The following is a 17,439-nucleotide window of genomic DNA, read 5'->3' on the forward strand; positions in this document are numbered from 1 at the left end:
AATCAAATACCTTTAAAATCATAACAAATGAAGACAATAAAAATAGCTGGTGTACCAGAACATTTTAATTTGCCATGGCATTTATGCATAGAGAATGGTGAATTTGAAGAAGCAGGAATTGATTTACAATGGACAGACGTGCCAGAAGGAACTGGTAAAATGTGTCAAATGCTAAGAAATGGAGAAACTGACATTGCTGTAATCCTTACTGAAGGTATCATTAAAGATATCATTGCTGAAAATCCTAGTAAAATTGTTCAAGTATATGTTAAAAGTCCTTTAATATGGGGGATTCATGTTGCTAAAAATTCTACATTTAACTCAATTAATGATTTAGAAAATAAAAAAGCTGCTATTTCACGTTTTGGTTCAGGTTCACACTTAATGAGTTATGTGAATGCTCAAAATAATAATTGGGATACAAGTAACTTACAATTTGAAATCGTAAATACCATAGATGGTGCTGTTGAAGCATTAACATCTGAAAAAGCAGACTATTTTATGTGGGAACGTTTTATGACAAAACCATTAGTAGACAGTGGTGTTTTTAGAAAAATAACCGATTGCCCTACTCCATGGCCTTGTTTTGTAATTGCTGTTCGAAATGAAGTTTTAGAAAATCACCCGCAGATTATTGAACAAATTTTAGAAATTATAAATGTAACTACAGAAGAATTTAAACAAATTCCAAGTATAGATAGAACATTGGCATCGAAATATAACCAAAAATTAGAAGATATTCAAGAATGGCTATCTTTGACACAATGGTCTCAAAAACAGTTAGACAAAAAAACAATAGAAAAAGTACAAAATCAGCTTCATACGTTAAATATTATTGAAAAAACCGTTCCTTATGAAATGATAGCTAAATAATTACTTAATTTTATCGTTTTAAACCTAAATGATAACTATAAAACCCATTTCTTTCTCAAAATTAAAAGAAAAGCTTTCCTTACCTAAGCCATGGGATACTATTATCATTTTTTTATTAAATATTCTTATAACAGTTCCAGCATTTTTAATTGCGCATCAAAATTTAATAGAATTAAATTGGGTTTACAACTTAGATAGAATTATTCTTTTTATTTTAATTTTAGGAATAATACAACTTATACTTCAACTATTAAAAACAATTATCATACTATGTATTTTCATATATATCTTAACACTTATATATGGAACACTCTTTGGTAATTATGGCTTTCAAAGAGTTTATGAAGATTATCGCTATATGATTTATGCTATGAGTGAGAATCCTAAACCACAAGATTTAATTATTTCAAAATTACTGCCTTTTCCAAACAAATCTAAAATAATTGATGCTGTTGATTTCACAAATCCAAAAGTTAGAAATTTTGCATTATATGCCACTACAAAACATTTTAAAGAAATAAAAAAATCTAATAATAGAACCTTAATTCAATGCTTTGCGGTTTTTAAAGAAATTAAAAATAACTGGAATTATGTAAACGATCCGAAAGGAAGAGAATATATTGCTTATGCTTCTGAAAGTTTACAACATTTTTCTGGAGATTGTGATGATCATGCCATTTTAATGGCTGCTTCTATAAAAGCAATTGGAGGAACTCCAAGAATTATACACACAGGTGGACACATGTATCCTGAAATGCTAATTGGAAATAAAAATGATTTAGAAACCGCAATCTATTTAATAAAAGAGGTTTTGTTTAAAAAAGAAAGTAAAAACCAACAAATCCATTATCATATTGACGAAAGAGGTCAAACTTGGTTAAATTTAGATTATACGGCTAATTATCCTGGTGGACCATTCATGAAAGAAGAAATTTTAGGGGAATTGACTTTTAATTAATTTACAAATATTTTTATAAATGGAATTAAAAGAAAAAATTAAATTAATAACAATACCCAGCGAAAATACTATAAAAAATCATTTTCTTGGGTTATTAACCGTTAATAACTCTTTTCGATCAGAATTAAAAAATGATACGATTTTACTGTGGAAACGCAATTCAAAAGTTATATCTAATTATCCTATTTTTGAAATAGTTATTAAAAACGAAAGCATTAAATCCATTAAAATAAAAAAATCCAATAACAAAACTACTTAATATCCTTATTTACATAGCTCTAATTGCAAATTATATAGCTATAATATTATTAGGAAAACAGGTAAGAGAAAAAATCATTCTGACTATTATAACATCAATAATTATTTTTTTAATATCAATATTATACAAACAAATTAAAAAAGATAATTATGATCTGTGCCTTTCAAATTTAAATTTTGAATTAAACAAAATCTCTATTTCAAATAAAGTATCTACTACTTTTTTTAAAAACAATAACGCAGTTAAAAATGAGAAAGAATTTGGTATAAAAATGACATTAAGAAGATTACTTATTTATCCTTTTTGTCTTTTTATAATATTCTTTTTACTTTATAATTTAATAGATGGCAATTTTAATACAAATGCTATTTTTGGAATTTCCATAGCTATAACATATCTCATTATTGATTTAAAAATAATACTTGGTAAAAAGAAATAGTCTACCAATCTATTTCTGGTTTCCCAATACTTTTTAAATATTCATTTGCCTTACTAAAATGCTTATTCCCAAACCATTTACCCTGATTAGCACTCATAGGTGAAGGATGACCCGAAGTTAAAATCAAATGTTTGGACGCATCTATAAACTTAGCTTTTTTTTGTGCGAAAGCACCCCAAAGTAAGAAAACTAAATGTTCTTTTTCATTAGACAATATTTCTATTACTTTATCTGTAAATTGTTGCCAATGCAAATGTTTGTGACTATTTGGTGTATCTTTTCTTACGGTTAATGTAGCATTTAATAACAATATTCCTTGTTTTGCCCAACGTTCCAAATTTCCTGATGTAGGTTCAAAAACAACATCAAAATCAGTATTAATTTCTCTATAAATATTTCGCAAAGAAGGTGGAATTTTTATAGTATCATTCACAGAAAAAGCCAAACCGTTTGCCTCACCAATTCCATGATAAGGATCTTGTCCTAAAATAACAATCTTTGTATTTTGAAACGAACATTGATTAAAAGCATTAAAAATTAATTCTTTTGGTGGATAACATTCGTAAGTTGCATATTCGGTTTCCACATTTTGCAATAAAGTTTTAAAATAATCATTTTCCAACTCGTTTTGCAAATGCGTTTGCCAAGAAGCTTCAATTTTTGGGAACATAGTATAAAATTTTACCAAAAATATACATTTATAGTTCAATTGAATGTAAATTTGCATATAAAATCGATATAAAAAGAATGATTTCAGTTACCGATAAAACCTTACAAGATTTAGAATTTCATACTATTTTAGAAACTATTTCTAATAAATGTAATACCGAAATAGGTCAAGAAAAAGCACAACAAATTGTTCCCTTTAAAAACAAAGAACAATTAATAATTGAATTACATCAAACTTCAGAATATGTTGCATCTTATTCTAATAATAATGCAATTCCTAATCATGGTTTTGAAACCATTACTAAAGATTTACATTTTCTAGGCATTGAAGATAGCTTTCTAGATATTAATAGCTTTAAGAAAATTGCTCATGTTGCAGAAACTGCCAATACGCTTTTACACTTTCTAAAAAAGTTTCATGATTATTATCCAAAATTAAATCAAAAAGCACTAACAATTGAAAGTACTAAAGAAATCAACAAAGCCATTGATACTATTTTTGATAAATATGGAGAAATAAAAGATAGTGCTTCACCTGATTTAGTAAATATTAGAAAAAGTATGCAATTAGTTCGCGGAAAAATAAATCAAAGTTTTGGTTTTGCACTTTCTCAATATAATTCATCAGGTTATTTAGATGACATTCGAGAATCAGTTGTTGAAAATCGTAGAGTTTTAGCTGTTTTAGCTATGTATCGAAAAAAAGTAAAAGGCTCATTATTAGGCAGTTCAAAAACAGGAAGTATTGTTTATATTGAACCTGAAGCAACATTACGCTATTCTAGAGAGTTAAGCGAATTAGAACAAGATGAAAGAGAGGAAATTATTCGCATTTTAAAACAATTAACCAATGTTATTCGCCCTTATAAAAGCTTATTAGAAGAATATCAGAACTTCTTAGCTGATATTGATTTGATTTCAGCTAAAGCCAAATATGCTAATGCTATTAATGGTATTTTACCTAAAATTACTGAAGAAAAACATTTGTATTTAAGAGATGCTTTTCATCCTATTTTATATCTAAATAATAAAGCTAAAAACGAAATAGTGCATCCGCAAACTATTGAATTAGATAACGAAAGTAGGATTATTGTTATTTCTGGACCAAATGCTGGAGGAAAAACCATTTCATTGAAAACCATAGGTTTATTACAATTAATGCTACAATCAGGTATCTTAATTCCAGTTCATGAACGTAGTGAGACTTTTTTATTCGACCGTATTCTAACAGATATTGGCGATAACCAATCTATTGAGAATCATTTAAGTACCTATAGCTATAGATTAAAAAACATGAATTACTTTTTAAAGAAATGTAATGCTAAAACTTTATTCTTAATTGACGAATTTGGGACAGGTTCTGATCCTGAATTAGGTGGTGCTTTAGCTGAAACTTTTTTAGAAGAGTTCTATGCTAGAGAAGCTTTTGGAATTATTACCACGCATTATACTAATCTGAAAATTTTAGCAAACGAATTACCATGCGCTATTAACGCAAACATGCTTTTTGATGAAAAAACATTAGAACCTTTATATAAATTACATTTAGGACAAGCCGGAAGTTCCTTCACCTTTGAAGTAGCACAAAAAAACGGAATTCCTTTTGGTTTAATTAATCGAGCTAAAAAGAAAATAGAAAGAAGTAAAGTTCGTTTTGATAAAACAATAGCAACACTTCAAAAAGAGCGTTCTAAATTAGAAAAAACTTCACAAAATTTAAAAGAAGAAGAATCTAAAGCTCGTGAAGAAAGTAAAAAAATGGAGAATATCAATGCGAAAATTCAAGATAAACTGGAACGTTATCAAGAATTGTATGATGCTAATCAACGATTAATTTATTTAGGGCAACGATTAGATGATATTTCTGAAAAATATTTTAATAATAAGGATAAAAAAACATTAATTGGCGACTTCTTAAAAATGGTTGAAATTGAAAATTCAAAAAGAAAGAAAATTTCAGCTAAAGAAAAAAAAGTAAAAGAAATTGTAGAAAAAAAGATTATTGAAGAAGTAAAAGAAAAAGTAGAAGAAATTAGAATCGAGAAAAAAGAGAAAAAAATTAAAGCTCAAAAAATAGAAGCTGAAAAACCAAAAGTTCTTCTAAAAGTTGGAGATAGAGTTCGAATGAGTGAAGGAAAAGCGATAGGTACAATTGACAAAATAGAAAAAAATAAAGCTATTGTTAACTATGGTATTTTCACATCAAAAGTAAGCTTAGATCAATTAGAATACATTCAACCTCTCTAAAATAAAAAAACATTATGGAAATTAAAGACATCCCTAAAAATAAAAAAGTCATCTTATTTGATGGAGTTTGCAACCTTTGTGATTCATCCGTACAATTTATAATAAAGCATGATAAAAAAGATATATTTAGATTCACAGCCATACAGTCAGAAATAGGACAAGAAATCATAAAACATACTGGTATTAATACTGAATCTATTGATTCTATTATATTATATGAACCTGGAATTGCCTATTACTATAAAGCAGAAGCAGCTCTTTTAATTGCGAGAGAACTAAAAGGTATCTACAAACTTATAAGTTACCTTAATTTTCTTCCAAAAGTGATAAAAAATGGTGTTTATGATTATATAGCTAAGAATAGATATAAATGGTATGGAAAAAAAGAAGCTTGCATGATTCCTACACCAGAATTAAAAGCTAAATTTTTATAAGAATATATTTTATAGAAGGGAATTTAAACAAAAAAAGCCTTGCAAATGCAAGGCTTTTTGTGATCGCGCCAGGATTCGAACCTGGGACCTACTCATTAGAAGTGAGTTGCTCTATCCAGCTGAGCTACGCAACCAAAATTTATTTTCGTCGGGGTGGCAGGATTCGAACCTGCGACCTCCTGCTCCCAAAGCAGGCGCGATAACCGGGCTACGCTACACCCCGAAAAACAAAAAAGCGGAGAGACAGGGATTCGAACCCTGGCATCGGTTACCCGATGACAGATTAGCAATCTGCTCCGTTACCACTCCGGCACCTCTCCAATAATCTGATAAAGAACTCATCTTTTTTGCGGTTGCAAATCTATGACATTATATCGCTATTCACAACATTTTTACAATAAATTTTTAATATTTTTTATATATTTTTCAGAACAAACTATTAATCAATAATATACAGTAAAAATATTTTTATCCTAAAAGCTTTTATTAACTTTACCTAATAAGATTTTTAATTCTAAAATCAGAAATCATGCAAATTTACCAATAAAAATAGTAAATTCGCAATTCAATCTAAAAAAATAAATCATGAATAAGAAAGTTGTCATAGTTTCTGCTGTAAGAACACCTATAGGAAGTTTTATGGGTGCATTATCAAGTGTTCCTGCTACAAAATTAGGAGCAACTGCAATAAAAGGCGCTTTAAATAAAATAAACTTAGACCCTAAAGAAGTTGATGAAGTTCTAATGGGTAATGTTGTACAGGCAGGAAATGGTCAAGCTCCTGCAAGACAAGCTGCTCTTTTTGCGGGTATTTCTGATGATGTACCTTGTACTACTATTAATAAAGTTTGTGCTAGTGGAATGAAAGCTGTTATGCAAGGTGCACAAGCTATTATGAGTGGAGATGCTGATGTTGTTATTGCTGGAGGAATGGAAAACATGAGCTTGATTCCTCATTATGTACACATGAGAAATGGTGTGAAATTCGGATCAACGTCATTAGTTGATGGAATGCAAAAAGATGGATTAGTAGATGCTTATGATAATAATGCAATGGGTGTATTTGCTGATTTATGTGCTACTGAACATAAGATTTCTAGAGAAGAACAAGATAATTATGCTATTCAGTCTTATACACGTTCTACTACTGCATGGGAAGCTGGAAAATTTGACTCAGAAATAGTTCCTGTTGAAGTACCTCAAAGACGTGGTGATGCAATCATTGTTTCTAAAGATGAAGAATACACAAATGTTAAACTAGAAAAAATACCTGCTTTATCGGCTGTTTTTACTAAAGAAGGTACTGTTACTGCTGCAAATGCCTCTACAATAAACGATGGTGCTGCTGCATTAGTACTAATGAGCGAAGAAAAAGCCAATGCATTAGGGTTAAAACCACTTGCTTATATAAAATCATATGCAGATGCTGCACAAGAACCAAAATGGTTTACAACTGCTCCTGCAAAAGCATTACCAAAAGCATTAGACAAAGCTGGTTTATCATTATCAGATATTGAATATTTTGAATTAAATGAAGCTTTTTCAGTAGTTGGTTTAGCAAATACTAAAATATTAGGTTTAGATAATGATAAAGTTAATGTTAATGGTGGTGCCGTTTCATTAGGTCACCCTCTAGGTTGTTCTGGTGCTCGAATTATTGTAACCTTATTAAGTGTATTAAATCAAAATAATGCAAAACTTGGAGCGGCAGCTATTTGTAATGGTGGTGGTGGTGCTTCAGCTATAATTATTGAAAAAGCATAATTTATTATTCTTTAATCATTTATCTTTAAAACTTAAAAAACACAATATATCTTAATTTAGATGTTTGGAATTTCTAACTTGGCAATTGTACCGATAAGACTTGAACCTTCAGATAGAAGCGAACAAGTTTCGCAATTACTATTTGGTGATCATTTCAAAATATTAGAACAAATTGAAAAATGGGTCAAAATCGAAACAGCCTTTGATAGTTACATTGGTTGGATTGATAATAAACAATTTCTAAATATTAATGAAGATCAATTCAATTTAATTGAAAACTCTGATGTAGTACTTAATGGTGATTTTATTGAATATATTACTACAAATGATAATCAACTAATTCCAATTCCGTTAGGAAGTTGTGTTTCATCTATTGACTCAAAAATTATCAACACTCCTAATTTCCTTTTTGAAGGATCTAGGATATCTGGAATTAAAGATAAATCTAATATCATTAAAACCGCATTTATGTACTTAAATACTCCTTACTTATGGGGAGGAAAAAGTCCTTTTGGTATTGACTGTTCTGGTTTTACACAAATGGTTTATAAATTAAACGGATACAAAATTCTTAGAGATGCTTCTCAACAATCATCACAAGGAGAAGCACTAAGTTTTATTGAAGAAAGTGAACCTGGTGATTTAGCCTTTTTTGATAATGATGAAGGAAACATTATACATGTAGGCATAATGATGGATAACAATTATATTATTCATGCTTCTGGAAAAGTTAGGATAGACAGATTAGATCATCTTGGAATTTATAATGCTGAAATTAATCGTCATACCCATAAATTAAGAGTTATAAAGAAAATTATATAAAAAAAGACCTCTAAAATTAGAGGTCTTTTTTTATATAAACTCTGTCTAAAAACTAAACATAATACTCTTAGAAGATTTTACAGTAGTAATCTACTTACTTTTAACATGAAATAAAACATTTTGATATCGCCAAAATAAAAACGTTTTTTACGAACACTATCTAATCATCCCTATTAATACTACATCTAATCGATTTACTTCCTCACAAATCTATATTCAAATATTAAAAATTCTTACATAATTTCATCCTATTAATTATAAACTTAGTTAAGAATACTATCGTTTCCACTCATTATCTTTGAAAACCAAATAAACCATCTTCAATAACTATTCATTTTTTTTAATAATTCTTTATTGATAAATGAATAAAATTTATAAATATTTTGTTTAATTTGTAAAAAACAACGACAAAATGCAATATAAAGCAAATGAAACCGATCCTACAACTCTCTATAAATTACTAACAGGAACAATAATTCCAAGACCTATAGGATGGATATCAACTATAGATGAAAAAGGAATTAATAATCTTGCTCCTTTTTCATATTTCAATATGGTAAGTAGCGATCCTCCTTGCGTAATGTTTTCTACACGTAGAGATAATAATAGTTACAAGGACACTTTAAACAATGTATTAAAAAACAATCAATTTGTAGTAAATTTAGTAACAGAAGATATTGTAGAACAAATGAATAGAACATCTGAAGCAGTTGCAGCAGAAGTAGACGAATTTACTTTAGCAAATCTGACTCCTATCGATTCTGTTACTATTAAGCCTAAACGTGTAAAAGAAAGTTTGGTACATTTTGAATGTGAAAAAATACACCATTATTTTATAGACAATGATGAAGGTGGTGGTGCTTGTATTGTAATAGGTAAAATCATTACACTACATATTGATGACGCTATACTTTCAGAAAATAATCGAATAAACTTAGATATTTATAAGCCTGTTGCTCGTTTAGCAGGTTCAAACTATGGTAAAATAGGCGACATATTTTCAATCAAAAGAGCATAAACATGAAAACAGAAACTTTAGAAATAGAAGCAGCAATACAAATTCAAAAACCCATAAATGAAGTATTTGATGCAATTATAAATCCGGATAAGATGTCTAATTATTTTATTTCTGAAAGTACTGGAAAAATGGAATCAGGCAAAACATTAATTTGGAAATTCCCAGAGTTTGATGTAGAATGCCCTATTCGAATTGACAAAATTCAACAAAACAAATACATTTCTTATTACTGGACAATTAGTGAAAAGGAACTTCTTGTTGAAATTACTTTAATTGAAAAAGAAAACAATTCTACTTTAGTTTCAATTACTGAAAAAAGTATGAAAAACGATAATGATGGACTTAAATGGTTTTCAGGAAATACTTTTGGTTGGTCTAATTTCTTAGCCTGCTTAAAAGCCTATTTAGAATATAATATCAATTTAAGAAAAGGAGCCTTTGATTTTATGCGTAAAGAAAATCAATGCTCTTAATTAACCCTAATTTGAAGATAAGAAGATTACTTCTTCCCTTACAATAACAAATATGAAGATAACAGTAATAGGTGGTGGTCCTGGAGGACTTTATTTTTCGATATTAACCAAAAAAGCAATACCAGATTGCCAAATCGATGTTTACGAACGCAATCGTCCGGATGATAGTTTTGGGTTTGGTGTAGTTTTTTCAGATGAAACTCTAGGGGAATTCTTAAAACGTGACATGCAATCCTATGAGTTGATTCGTAGTAAGTTTGCGTATTGGGATGATATTATTATTGCTCGTGATGGAAAAGAAATTAGTATTGCTGGAAATGGTTTTTGTGGTTGTTCTCGTAAAACTTTATTACAATTACTGCACCAACGTTGTCAAGAAGAAGGTGTAAATCTGCATTTTGAAGCCAATGTGGACGATTTAAGTCAATTTTCTGATTCAGATGTAATTGTAGCTTGCGATGGTATTTCAAGCCAAATAAGAACACAATTTGAAAATGAATTTAAAACAAAAATAACACTTAAAAAAAATAAATTTGTTTGGATGGGTTCTACAAAACCTTTAGAAGCCTTCACCTATTTCTTCAAACAAACAAAACACGGAGCTTTTGCAGCACACACCTATCAATATGAAAAAGGAATGAGTACTTGGATTTTCGAATGTGCTCCAGAAACTTGGGAAAAATTCCAATTCGATACTTATAACGAACAAGATACAGTTGAAAAACTACAACATTTATTTAAAGAAGAATTAGATGATCATCCTTTAATAACCAATAAATCACATTGGAGACAATTTCCACATATAACCAATGAAAATTGGTACAAAGATAATATTGTTCTATTAGGCGATGCAAAAGCAACAGCGCACTATTCTATCGGTTCAGGAACAAAATTAGCTATGGAAAGTGCTATTGCTCTATCTGATGCTATAATTCATAATCCTAATAATATTAAACAAGCGTTTCAAGAATATGAAAAAAGCCGTAGAAACACTGTAGAAATGATTCAGTATGCTGCTAATGTGTCCTTAGATTGGTTTGAAAATATGGATAGACATATTCAGCATCCTTTTTATCAATTTGCTTTTGGTTGCATGACTCGTTCTAAAAAAGTAACGTATGAAAATCTACAAATAAGAGATAAATCATTTACAGATAAAGTTTTAGAAGAATTTAATAACGACGTTTACCAATCTGAACTTATTTCAGAATCCAAACCTATAGAAATACCTGCTGCTTTTTCTCCTTTTAAACTTCGCAACTTAAAGCTTCAAAACCGAATTGTAATGAGTCCAATGGGACAATATTCGGCAGAAAATGGATTAGTAAATGATTGGCATTTCCAACATTATTCTTCTCGTGCTATTGGTGGTTTAGGATTGATCTTAACCGAAATGACTGCTATTTCAAATACTGGAAGAATCACATTAGGATGCACAGGAATTTATACTAATAATCAAATAGTTGAATGGAAAAGAATTAATGATTTTATTCATCAAAATACACAAACAAAAATTGGAATTCAATTAGGTCATTCAGGTCGAAAAGGTGGAACAAAAAAGCCTTGGGAAACCGAAGATTTAAAAGATAAATGGGAATTAATTTCCGCTTCAGCAATTGCTTTTAATGAACATTTTCCAACTCCTAAAGCAATGACTTTAGAAGATATGGATCTAATAACTTCCCAATTTGTTCAAGCTAGCAAAAACGCAAATGAAGCAGAATTTGATATGATTGAATTACAAGCGCATCATGGATTTCTATTAGCTTCATTTCTTTCTCCATTAACTAATATTCGCACAGATGAATTTGGAGGGAATATCGAAAATCGTTTAAAATTTCCATTACGCGTTTTCACAGAAATGAGAAATGTTTTTCCAAAAGATAAACCAATGTCTGTTAGAATTTCAGCAACAGATTGGGCTGAAAACGGAATTTCTCCAGAAGAAGTAATAATCATTGCAAATGCTTTTAAAAATGCTGGTGCAGATATTATAAATGTATCTACAGGAAATACAGTAGCACATCAAAAACCGCAAATAGGTAGAATGTGGCAAACTCCTTTCTCTGATATAATTAAAAATACCATTCATATTCCAACAATTACAACAGGATACATTCAAGATATTGATCAAATAAATACTATAATTCTCAACGGAAGAGCTGATCTAGTCGCTTTAGGAAGACCTTTATTATTAGATCCAAATTTTGTAAGAAATGCACAAGCTTATGAAAAATTTCAAGCTAATGATATTCCTAATCAATACAAAATGGGGATTTCTCATTTATATCCTTTAAAAGCATCTGAAAGAAAACAAGTGGAAGGAATGAAAAAAGCCTTAAAACCAAAAAGCAATAAGAAATAATTACGAATTATGAAAAATGATAATATTATTCAAATAAAAAGTTATGCGTTTGCAATTAGAATTGCAAAAGTCTATCCATTTTTATCAAATGAAAAAAAGAACTTGTATTAAGTAGACAGCTTTTGCGTTGTGAAACTTCAATTGTTGCGAATATAGAAGTAGCGATTGAAGGTTAATCTGATAAAGATTTTTTTACTAAATTAACTATTCCATATAAAAAAACCAGAGAAACACATTACTGGGTTAGATTATTAAAAGATACTGGTTACTTAACAAATGAAGAAAGTGAAAGTTTATTAAATGATGTAACTGAATTATTAAAAATAATTGGTTCTATTCAAAAAACGCTTCGTAATTCGTAATTTAAAATTCGTAATTAATCAATGAAACACTACCAAGACAATTTCGCTCACAATAGCTTACCAACTTTGGATTTACAACCAGAATATACCTTTTTGGATTTACCTCAATTTCAACATCCTGAAATGCTAAATTGTGTTGAACGCTTATTGGATAATCATATCAAAAATGGAAATGGTGATGCAATTTGTATTCGTACGTTTGAAGAGACTTGGACATATAATGATTTATATGAAAAAGCCAATCAAATTGCTCATGTTTTAGTAGATGACTTAGGTTTAGTTTCAGGAAATAGAGTTTTATTACGTTCTGCTAATAATCCAATGATGGTAGCTTGCTGGTTTGCTATTTTAAAAGCAGGTGGAATTGTTGTAGCAACTATGCCTCTACTTCGTGCCAAAGAATTAACAACCATAATAGATTGTGCAGAGATTTCCATTGCGCTATGTGATAGTAATCTATCTGATGAAATGAATCTTTCAAAATCTACTTTTTTAAAACAAAAATGCTTCTTTAGAAATAGTAACTTAGAACAATTAATACTATCCAAACCTAAAATATTCCATAATTTACCTTCAAAAGCAGATGCCATTTGTTTAATTGGATTTACTTCTGGAACTACCGGAATACCTAAAATGACAGCACATTATCACAGAGATATTTTAAATATTTGCGAAGCTTTTCCTATGTATTCTTTGCAACCTACTTCAAATGATATTTTTACAGGAAGTCCTCCTCTTGGCTTTACATTTGGATTAGGTGGTTTGGTTTTGTTTCCAATGTATTTTGGAGCTTCAACCTTTTTAATAGAAAAACCAAGTCCAGATTTACTTTTAAAAGCAATTGAAGAATATAAAATAACTATCTGTTTTACTGCTCCAACAGCTTGGCGAGTTTTAACAACAAAACTACACGAATTTAATGTCTCTAGCTTACGAAAATGTGTTTCAGCAGGAGAAACATTAGCCTTACAAGTTTGGCAAGATTGGTATAATGCCACAGGATTAAAAATTATTGACGGAATAGGAGCTACAGAAATGCTTCACATATTTATTTCGTCCAATGAAAACAATATGAAACCTGGTGCAACAGGATTACCAGTCCTTGGATATAAAGCAAAAATTATAGATCATGATGGCAATGAATTACCTCCAAATACTCCTGGAAAACTTGCTATAAAAGGAATTACAGGTTGTAAATATTTAAATCGTATTGAAAAACAAAAAGAATATGTTCAAAACGGTTGGAACATTACAGGAGATATTTACAAACAAGATGAAGAAGGCTATTTCTGGTTTGTGGCTCGCGGTGACGATATGATTATTTCTTCTGGCTATAATATTGCAGCAATTGAAGTAGAATCCGTACTTTTAACGCATAAGGATATATTAGAATGTGCAGTAGTTGGATTACCAGATCCTAATAGAGGAATGGTTGTTTGCGCTCATATTGTTTTAAAAGACAAATCAAAACAATCCGATGAACTAGCCAAAACAATTCAACAATGGTTTAAAGAAGTAGCTGCACCTTATAAATATCCAAGAATTATTAATTTTATAGAAATTTTACCTAAAACAGAAACAGGAAAAATACAACGATTTAAACTAAAATAAACATATTATTCTGAACTTGTTTCAGAGTTTAAAATATAATTAATTTTTTATGAGAAAAGCATTTTTAGTATTTAGTATAACTTCTATAGCTATAATAGGCTTATTGACTTATATAAATTGGAAATTCAGCTTCCTTCTATTAATATTCATCCCATTAATTCTTATGGGATTATACGATATGTATCAGTCGAAACATACTATTAAAAGAAACTTTCCACTTTTAGGACGAATGCGATATCTACTGGAAGATATAGGACCAGAAATGCGTCAATATTTTATAGAAACAGATACCGATGGTAAACCTTTTAATAGACTGCAACGTAGTATGGTGTATGCTCGAAGCAAAAAAGAAACTGATTCAAAACCGTTTGGAACACAACTAGATACTTACAAATCAGGTTATGAATGGATTAATCATAGTATCAGAGCCATTTCTTTTAAAGATTTAAATCATAATCCTAGAGTAAAAATAGGATCTTCTCAATGTACAAAACCATATATGGCGAGTATGTTCAATATTAGCGCTATGAGTTTTGGTAGTTTAAGCAAAAATGCCATTTTAGCCTTAAATAATGGAGCTAAAGAAGGTGGCTTTTTTCACAATACAGGTGAAGGTGGACTCTCTCCTTATCACTTACAAGGTGGCGATGTAGCTTGGAACATTGGAACTGGCTATTTTAGTTGTCGAAATAATAACGGAACGTTTAATGCAGATGAATTTCAAAAAAGAGCAATACTTGACAATGTAAAAATAATAGAAATCAAATTTTCACAAGGTGCTAAACCTGGTCATGGAGGTATTCTACCTAAAGAAAAAGTAACTGATGAAATTGCAGCTATTCGATTAGTAGAAAAAGGAAACGATATTATCTCACCTCCTACTCATTCTGCTTTCACAACTCCATTAGAATTAATGACCTTTATTAGATTACTACGAGAAAAATCAGGAGGAAAACCTATTGGAATTAAAATTTGCATTGGTAATAAATCAGAATTTATAAGTATTTGTAAAGCAATGGTTGAAACGAACACTTATTTAGATTTTATAACTGTTGATGGTGGTGAAGGAGGAACTGGTGCTGCTCCACCTGAATATTCTGATTCTGTAGGAATGCCATTGCGTGAAGCTTTAGCCTTTGTATATGACTGCCTAAATGGCTTCGGAATAAAAAATCAAATAAAAATTATTGCTACAGGAAAAGTTATTTCTGGATTTGATATTATTCGAAACCTTTCTATAGGTGCCGATTTATGCAATTCAGCAAGAGGAATGATGTTTGCCTTAGGTTGTATTCAAGCATTAGAATGTCATTCTAATACTTGTCCTACTGGAGTGGCAACACAAAACCCAAAATTAACTAAAGGTTTAGTTCCTGAAGAAAAAAGCATTCGCGTAGCAAGATATCAAAATGAAACTGTAAAAAGTGCAGTTGATTTAATGGCATCAGCAGGAATAGATCATCCAGATAATGTAACAAGAGATTGTGTTACTACTCGTATTGACAATAATAAAGTAGCCACTTTTGCTGAAATATTTCCAGAATTAGAAACAGGTTGTCTATTAAATGAAAATACTGTGCCTGAAAAATTCTTATATTTTTGGAAAAAAGCAAGTAGCGAAAAATTTTAATTTAATTAAAAATTAGTCATACTACATTATGAATTACTTTATAAAACAAGAAAAAATACGCTTCCAACATGTTGATTATGCAGGCATCGTATTCTATCCTAGATTTTTAGAAATGCTTAACTGCCTAGTTGAAGATTGGTTTGAAGAAGCGTTAGAAAGACCCTTTTCTAAAATGCATGAAACAAATGGTATTCCAACAGTCGATTTGAAAATACAGTTTAAGAAAGCAGCACGTTTAGGAGAAATATTGAATAAAAAACTTTGGGTTAAAAATCTTGGAGGCGCTTCTATTTTGTGTGGTTTTATATTTGAAGATGAAAAAGGAAAAACATGTCTTGAAGGAGAAGTAACCTTAGTAAATGTAGCCTTTAATGAAAATCGAAACAATATAAAAGCAGAACCCTTTAATGAAGAAATGAAGAATAAAATTATGAATTACAAATTATGAACTACGAGTTAATCTCGTTTTCAATTCATAATTCGTAATTTAAAATTCGTAATTAATAAACTATGGAATTTAAAAAATTTAAAGCAGCAACCGTTCAAACAGCACCCGTTTTCTTAAATGTAGAAAAAACTATTGATAAAGCTATTTCATTTATAAAAGAAGCTGCAAATAATGGAGCTAAACTAATTGCTTTTCCTGAAGTTTTTGTAGCTGGTTATCCATATTGGAATTGGATTATGACACCCGTACAAGGAAGTAAATGGTATGAAGAATTGTATAAACATTCTGTTGATATTACAAGTCCTGAAATAAAAAAACTTTGTATAGCAGCAAAAGACAATGATATTCAAATTGTTATTGGAATAAACGAAAGAGGTAAAAGTTTTGGTGAAATATATAATACTAATTTAATTATAGATAATAAAGGGACAATTATTGGTAAACATCGGAAATTAGTACCCACTTGGGCTGAAAAACTAACATGGACTTCTGGTGATGGTTCATCATTAAAAGTATATGATACAGAAGTGGGACCATTAGGAACCTTAGCTTGCGGTGAAAACACCAATACATTAGCTCGTTTTACTTTACTTACTCAAGGTGAATTAATTCATATAGCTAATTATATTTCATTGCCAGTTGCTCCACCTGACTATAACATGGCGGAAGCTATAAAAATTAGAGCTGCTGCTCATTCATTTGAAGGAAAACTTTTCACTATTGTTTCATGTTCGACAATCTCAAAGGAAATTATGGAAATATTAAAGCCAGATGTTCCAAATGTAGAAGAACTCTTAACCCGTAAAAATTCTGCTTTCTCTGGATTCATTGGACCAAATGGAGCTACTATTGGAGAACCTTTAATCGATGATGAAGGAATGATTTATGCCGATATTGATTTGGCAAAATGTATTCAACCAAAACAAATGCATGATATTTTAGGACACTATAATCGATTTGATATTTTTGATTTACGAGTAAATACTGCTCCTACAAAAAATATTACCTTTATAAATAATCACGAAGAATTCAATAAAAGATAAAATACCTGGCAGGTTTATAAAACC

Annotated in this window: 16 protein-coding genes and 3 tRNA genes; 15 read left to right on the top strand and 4 right to left on the bottom strand. The window is 29.8% G+C overall.

Features of this window, described 5'->3' with window-relative positions; genetic code table 11:
- Nucleotides 1-27 precede the first annotated feature (27 nt).
- Genes LXD69_RS15300 through LXD69_RS15310 form a run of 3 tightly spaced genes read left to right on the top strand, consistent with a single transcriptional unit; the run spans nt 28 to nt 2,090 of the window.
- Nucleotides 28-873, top strand: a complete 846-nt coding sequence (locus LXD69_RS15300) for a substrate-binding domain-containing protein (RefSeq protein WP_246916023.1) — start codon at nt 28-30, stop codon at nt 871-873.
- Between the two features lie 28 nt (nt 874-901).
- Nucleotides 902-1,831 carry a hypothetical protein gene (locus LXD69_RS15305; protein WP_045971517.1) on the top strand — a complete coding sequence of 310 codons (930 nt, stop codon included), beginning with the start codon at nt 902-904 and terminating at the stop codon, nt 1,829-1,831.
- Nucleotides 1,832-1,850: 19 nt separating this feature from the next.
- A complete protein-coding gene (locus LXD69_RS15310) occupies nt 1,851-2,090 on the top strand; it encodes a hypothetical protein (RefSeq protein WP_246916024.1) in 240 nt (79 codons plus the stop codon).
- 440 nt (nt 2,091-2,530) lie between these two features.
- Here LXD69_RS15310 and LXD69_RS15315 read toward each other — a convergent pair whose 3' ends face one another.
- Nucleotides 2,531-3,199, bottom strand: a complete 669-nt coding sequence (locus tag LXD69_RS15315) for a uracil-DNA glycosylase (protein WP_246916025.1) — start codon at nt 3,197-3,199, stop codon at nt 2,531-2,533.
- 77 nt (nt 3,200-3,276) lie between these two features.
- On the opposite strand from LXD69_RS15315, the gene LXD69_RS15320 reads away from it, so the two are divergent.
- On the top strand, nt 3,277-5,445 hold the full coding sequence (locus LXD69_RS15320; protein WP_045966840.1) for an endonuclease MutS2: 2,169 nt from the start codon (nt 3,277-3,279) through the stop codon (nt 5,443-5,445).
- Between the two features lie 14 nt (nt 5,446-5,459).
- Nucleotides 5,460-5,879, top strand: a complete 420-nt coding sequence (locus LXD69_RS15325; RefSeq protein ID WP_246916026.1) for a thiol-disulfide oxidoreductase DCC family protein — start codon at nt 5,460-5,462, stop codon at nt 5,877-5,879.
- Nucleotides 5,880-5,939: 60 nt separating this feature from the next.
- Here the strand turns inward: LXD69_RS15325 and LXD69_RS15330 are convergent.
- The 3 genes from LXD69_RS15330 to LXD69_RS15340 all read right to left on the bottom strand — a co-directional run bounded on the left by LXD69_RS15330 (nt 5,940) and on the right by LXD69_RS15340 (nt 6,199).
- Nucleotides 5,940-6,013 (bottom strand) — tRNA-Arg (locus LXD69_RS15330).
- Between the two features lie 14 nt (nt 6,014-6,027).
- Nucleotides 6,028-6,102, bottom strand: a tRNA-Pro gene (locus tag LXD69_RS15335).
- Between the two features lie 13 nt (nt 6,103-6,115).
- Nucleotides 6,116-6,199: transfer RNA gene (locus LXD69_RS15340), tRNA-Ser, on the bottom strand.
- Between the two features lie 265 nt (nt 6,200-6,464).
- On the opposite strand from LXD69_RS15340, the gene LXD69_RS15345 reads away from it, so the two are divergent.
- The 10 genes from LXD69_RS15345 (at nt 6,465) to LXD69_RS15390 (ending at nt 17,415) form a co-directional block, all read left to right on the top strand.
- The gene (locus tag LXD69_RS15345) at nt 6,465-7,643 is read left to right on the top strand and encodes an acetyl-CoA C-acyltransferase (protein ID WP_246916027.1); all 1,179 of its coding nucleotides are present in this window, start codon (nt 6,465-6,467) and stop codon (nt 7,641-7,643) included.
- A gap of 60 nt (nt 7,644-7,703) precedes the next feature.
- Nucleotides 7,704-8,465, top strand: a complete 762-nt coding sequence (locus tag LXD69_RS15350; RefSeq protein WP_045966833.1) for a C40 family peptidase — start codon at nt 7,704-7,706, stop codon at nt 8,463-8,465.
- 412 nt (nt 8,466-8,877) lie between these two features.
- Complete coding sequence (locus tag LXD69_RS15355) at nt 8,878-9,483, top strand: flavin reductase family protein (RefSeq protein WP_246916029.1); 606 nt, start codon at nt 8,878-8,880, stop codon at nt 9,481-9,483.
- Nucleotides 9,484-9,485: 2 nt separating this feature from the next.
- Nucleotides 9,486-9,956, top strand: coding sequence for an SRPBCC domain-containing protein (locus LXD69_RS15360; RefSeq protein ID WP_045971369.1), 471 nt, complete (start codon nt 9,486-9,488; stop codon nt 9,954-9,956).
- A gap of 52 nt (nt 9,957-10,008) precedes the next feature.
- Nucleotides 10,009-12,321 (top strand): oxidoreductase, encoded by a 2,313-nt coding sequence (locus tag LXD69_RS15365; protein WP_246916031.1) that lies wholly within the window; start codon nt 10,009-10,011, stop codon nt 12,319-12,321.
- Nucleotides 12,322-12,527: 206 nt separating this feature from the next.
- Complete coding sequence (locus tag LXD69_RS18060; RefSeq protein WP_317236323.1) at nt 12,528-12,683, top strand: four helix bundle protein; 156 nt, start codon at nt 12,528-12,530, stop codon at nt 12,681-12,683.
- Between the two features lie 21 nt (nt 12,684-12,704).
- Complete coding sequence (locus tag LXD69_RS15375; RefSeq protein WP_246916032.1) at nt 12,705-14,294, top strand: AMP-binding protein; 1,590 nt, start codon at nt 12,705-12,707, stop codon at nt 14,292-14,294.
- 49 nt (nt 14,295-14,343) lie between these two features.
- Nucleotides 14,344-15,924 carry an FMN-binding glutamate synthase family protein gene (locus LXD69_RS15380; RefSeq protein WP_246916033.1) on the top strand — a complete coding sequence of 527 codons (1,581 nt, stop codon included), beginning with the start codon at nt 14,344-14,346 and terminating at the stop codon, nt 15,922-15,924.
- 28 nt (nt 15,925-15,952) lie between these two features.
- On the top strand, nt 15,953-16,372 hold the full coding sequence (locus tag LXD69_RS15385; RefSeq protein ID WP_246916035.1) for an acyl-CoA thioesterase: 420 nt from the start codon (nt 15,953-15,955) through the stop codon (nt 16,370-16,372).
- A gap of 62 nt (nt 16,373-16,434) precedes the next feature.
- Nucleotides 16,435-17,415 (top strand): carbon-nitrogen hydrolase family protein, encoded by a 981-nt coding sequence (locus tag LXD69_RS15390; protein ID WP_246916036.1) that lies wholly within the window; start codon nt 16,435-16,437, stop codon nt 17,413-17,415.
- Nucleotides 17,416-17,439: the final 24 nt, after the last annotated feature.

It is taken from the genome of Flavobacterium sediminilitoris (assembly GCF_023008245.1).
Lineage (GTDB): Bacteria > Bacteroidota > Bacteroidia > Flavobacteriales > Flavobacteriaceae > Flavobacterium > Flavobacterium sediminilitoris.

What these genes read in the sequence shown, in the direction of transcription:
- LXD69_RS15300 (WP_246916023.1), top strand. Translation starts at nt 28, where the DNA reads ATGAAGACAATAAAAATAGCTGGTGTACCAGAACATTTTAATTTGCCA.
- LXD69_RS15305 (WP_045971517.1), top strand. Translation starts at nt 902, where the DNA reads ATGATAACTATAAAACCCATTTCTTTCTCAAAATTAAAAGAAAAGCTT.
- LXD69_RS15310 (WP_246916024.1), top strand. Translation starts at nt 1,851, where the DNA reads ATGGAATTAAAAGAAAAAATTAAATTAATAACAATACCCAGCGAAAAT.
- LXD69_RS15315 (WP_246916025.1), bottom strand. Translation starts at nt 3,199, where the DNA reads ATGTTCCCAAAAATTGAAGCTTCTTGGCAAACGCATTTGCAAAACGAG.
- LXD69_RS15320 (WP_045966840.1), top strand. Translation starts at nt 3,277, where the DNA reads ATGATTTCAGTTACCGATAAAACCTTACAAGATTTAGAATTTCATACT.
- LXD69_RS15325 (WP_246916026.1), top strand. Translation starts at nt 5,460, where the DNA reads ATGGAAATTAAAGACATCCCTAAAAATAAAAAAGTCATCTTATTTGAT.
- LXD69_RS15345 (WP_246916027.1), top strand. Translation starts at nt 6,465, where the DNA reads ATGAATAAGAAAGTTGTCATAGTTTCTGCTGTAAGAACACCTATAGGA.
- LXD69_RS15350 (WP_045966833.1), top strand. Translation starts at nt 7,704, where the DNA reads ATGTTTGGAATTTCTAACTTGGCAATTGTACCGATAAGACTTGAACCT.
- LXD69_RS15355 (WP_246916029.1), top strand. Translation starts at nt 8,878, where the DNA reads ATGCAATATAAAGCAAATGAAACCGATCCTACAACTCTCTATAAATTA.
- LXD69_RS15360 (WP_045971369.1), top strand. Translation starts at nt 9,486, where the DNA reads ATGAAAACAGAAACTTTAGAAATAGAAGCAGCAATACAAATTCAAAAA.
- LXD69_RS15365 (WP_246916031.1), top strand. Translation starts at nt 10,009, where the DNA reads ATGAAGATAACAGTAATAGGTGGTGGTCCTGGAGGACTTTATTTTTCG.
- LXD69_RS15375 (WP_246916032.1), top strand. Translation starts at nt 12,705, where the DNA reads ATGAAACACTACCAAGACAATTTCGCTCACAATAGCTTACCAACTTTG.
- LXD69_RS15380 (WP_246916033.1), top strand. Translation starts at nt 14,344, where the DNA reads ATGAGAAAAGCATTTTTAGTATTTAGTATAACTTCTATAGCTATAATA.
- LXD69_RS15385 (WP_246916035.1), top strand. Translation starts at nt 15,953, where the DNA reads ATGAATTACTTTATAAAACAAGAAAAAATACGCTTCCAACATGTTGAT.
- LXD69_RS15390 (WP_246916036.1), top strand. Translation starts at nt 16,435, where the DNA reads ATGGAATTTAAAAAATTTAAAGCAGCAACCGTTCAAACAGCACCCGTT.